The sequence below is a fragment of the Ruthenibacterium lactatiformans genome, from assembly GCF_000949455.1.
GTDB lineage: Bacteria > Bacillota > Clostridia > Oscillospirales > Ruminococcaceae > Ruthenibacterium > Ruthenibacterium lactatiformans.
Window position 1 is genome coordinate 1 of record NZ_JXXK01000079.1, and the last position, 2,889, is coordinate 2,889.

The 2,889-nt window shown below is 59.3% G+C and carries 1 protein-coding gene and 1 pseudogene; both read right to left on the minus strand.

The window, feature by feature from the left end; genetic code table 11:
* A pseudogene (locus tag TQ39_RS19695) lies at positions 1–226 on the minus strand (hypothetical protein); the annotation flags it as partial.
* Positions 223–2,889, minus strand: a 2,667-nt coding sequence (locus TQ39_RS21370) for an FILTED domain-containing surface protein (protein WP_478002460.1), incomplete at its 5' end; no start/stop codon positions are given. The pseudogene TQ39_RS19695 and the gene TQ39_RS21370, both read right to left, overlap by 4 nt.

A 2,889-nucleotide genomic window follows, 5' to 3' on the forward strand; every position in this document is an offset into this window, starting at 1 on the left:
CAGACTGCGAAACATCAGCCTCTGCATTGCTGCCGGACTCCGGCGCAGTGCTTTCATCTTCTGTACTGCTGGAGCTGGACGTAACACTTTCATCCGGCACCACACTTCCCGAAATGCTGGAACTGCCTGCGATGGATACGTTCTCCGTTTCCTGTGCCGCCAGCGTGGGAAGCAGCGCGGAAATGGACATGAGGCCCGCAAGGGCCAGTGATACGATTATTTTCATTCTGCAAAATCCTCCATGTTTTCTTCATCAATTTCTTCAGGGCTGTTTTCCTGTTTGCGCTTCCAGATGAGCATGGCCAGCGCCGTGCCGCACAGCAGCACGAACAGCACCGTCCACCAGTCCACCAATCGGAAGCGCCATACAAGCGGCTGCGTGAGGAAGAACAATACCACAGACAGTACCGCCAGCACCGCATTCACGGTTTTCTGCACAGCGTAACCCCGCGGCTCATCTTCTTCCGCTTCTTTATCCATGCGTTCAGCCCGCTCATTTTCATTGTCTACATCTTCACCGCCGTCTTCTTTCCCGCGCAGCCACACAAGGACTGCAAACAGAATGGAAAGCAGCGTACAGGCAAGGTCGGCCAGCGTCAACGCGCGGGCGTCCTCCTGCACAGGGGCCTCCACCGGTGCCGCCGGGCCTTCCGGCTCCGGATCTGGCTTCGACTCCGGTTCGGGTTCCGGCTTCGGCTCCTCCGGCTCAGAGGGCGCAGGCTCCGGCTTCACAGGCGCTGCGAAGCTGTCGACCGGCACGGTGTACTTCAGCAGGTTCCCGCACCGGTCCCACACGAAAAAATCGTAGTCTCCGTTTTGGTCCACTTCAAACACAAGCGTGTCCCTACCGTATACCACGCTGCCGTCCGGCCGCGTGATGGACTGGACGCCGCAGATGCTGCCATCCGTTCCCAGGTTGATGTTCACCTTTCCGTCCTTGCCCGGCGTCAGCGTATGCGAAGCCGTGGGCGGCGTTTTGTCCAGCACGATGTCGCGCTCCTTTTCCTCGCTCACGTTCCCGGCGATGTCCCAAACGCGCACCCTAATATAGCTGATCTGCTCTTCCCTGAACTTCGGCGGGTCTGCCGGGTCGAACACCGTCCACTTCCCGCTGCCAACTTTGTACTCATATTGGTCAACGCCGGAACCGACGTCCTCGGCTTTGGCATTCAGGATAAGGTCATAATTGTAATACTCGGTTTTGCCATATTCCATGATGATGGTTCGGTCGCCGCTGTCCAGCGGCTCAAAATGGAAATCCACAGACGGGCGCGCGGTGTCCATATTGCCCACTTCCGCGTGCAGTGTGGCCGTGTTCCCGCTATTGTCTGTGATGATGAAGTCGTATTTTCCATTGGCGTCCGCAACGAAATCCGCGGTATCGCCTTCCACCACCGTGCCGTCCGGCATCGTGATGGACTGGACGCCGCTGGGCGCATAGCCGTCCTCCGGCTCCGGGTCTGCAGCCGTCACCCGGATGGTCACGGGCCTGTTCGTCCAGTCACCGGGGATCACCTCATAGTCCGCGGCCGGCGCAAGCTGGTCGATGTTGCTCACTTCCACGGGACAGGACAGAATGTTGCCGCAGTAATCGCGCACAGAGAAATTGTACACGCCGTTTTTGTCCACCGTGTACTTCGCCTGCGTGGCATCCACGACGCTGCCGTCCGGCAGGGTGATGTCCCGCACGCCCGACAGGTTATCGTCCGTGGACAGGTCGATTTCCACCGTCCCGTTCGTCCAGTGATCCGGGGTCAGGGTTTTCTCCGCCACAGGCTCGGTCTGCTCGAACATGAAGCCTGCAAAAATGGCGTCGGACACATTCCCCGCGTTGTCCTCCGCCTTCGCGTAGATGTTTCCGAAGTATTCCTCCCGCATGGCGGGCTTGTCCAGCTCGTCATAGGTCAGCCAATCTGCTTCGAGAGAATCTTCATCTGCGGCAAATTGGTAATAGATCGCCTTGATGCCGCTGTCCATCCAGCCGTCATCGGCCAGATCGTGGGCCAGCAGCTCCGGACGGTCCACTTCATTGAAATGCGGATAGGAGAACATCCCCGCGGGCGCGTTGTCCGCTGCCGAATGCAGGATATCGTCCATCACAGGCTTTGAACGGTCGATGGTGTCGATGACGATCTCTTCGGGACCGGGGTCGGGCGTACCCTCTCCGCCATCGCCGCCGTCGCCATCCGCATCCGCGTCCGCGGACACGCGCTGCACGTTATCCTTCGCCCACAGATAGTACGTGCCGTTTTCCGTGATGTTGGCGAACACATTGCTGTCCTGCCACTCAGCGGGGCGGTCCGCCGTGCGCGTCACCGCATACTGCCCAAGGCCGGATTCCGTATCATGGGCTTTTACCGTAATGGTCTTGCTTTGGCTCCAGCCCTTGGCCCACTCCACAGAATCAATGACCGGCGAATGCTTATCGATGTGGTCGATGATGAACGGATACGGCCCGGACACATTGCCTGCCAGGTCGCGTGCATAGGCGTTGTAGCTTCCGTTCCCGGTGAAAATGAAGGCCGCTTCCGCCGTGGAATCCACCCAGGTGATCGGGTCAGGAGCATGACGGCTTCCCATATCTTTTTCGGCCCGTTCCCAGCCGATGGCCACAACGCCGCTGTTATCGTCCTGCGCCGTCACCTTCGCCCAATTTTCTGTGGCGTCCCAGGTGCGCTGTGTCTCCACCTTTACCACAACGGGCGGCACGATATCCAGCGCGGTGACGTTCACCTTTGCGGCAGAGGAAATATTCCCCGCCTTGTCCGCCGCCCAGATGTAGTAAACGCCGTTGTGGTCTACCTTGGGAGTGCCGGTGCTAAAGCTGTCCAGCGCGGGCGCTTTTTCCTCCGTGGTGACCGCATAGCCTTTCACGCCGCTGTCCGCGTC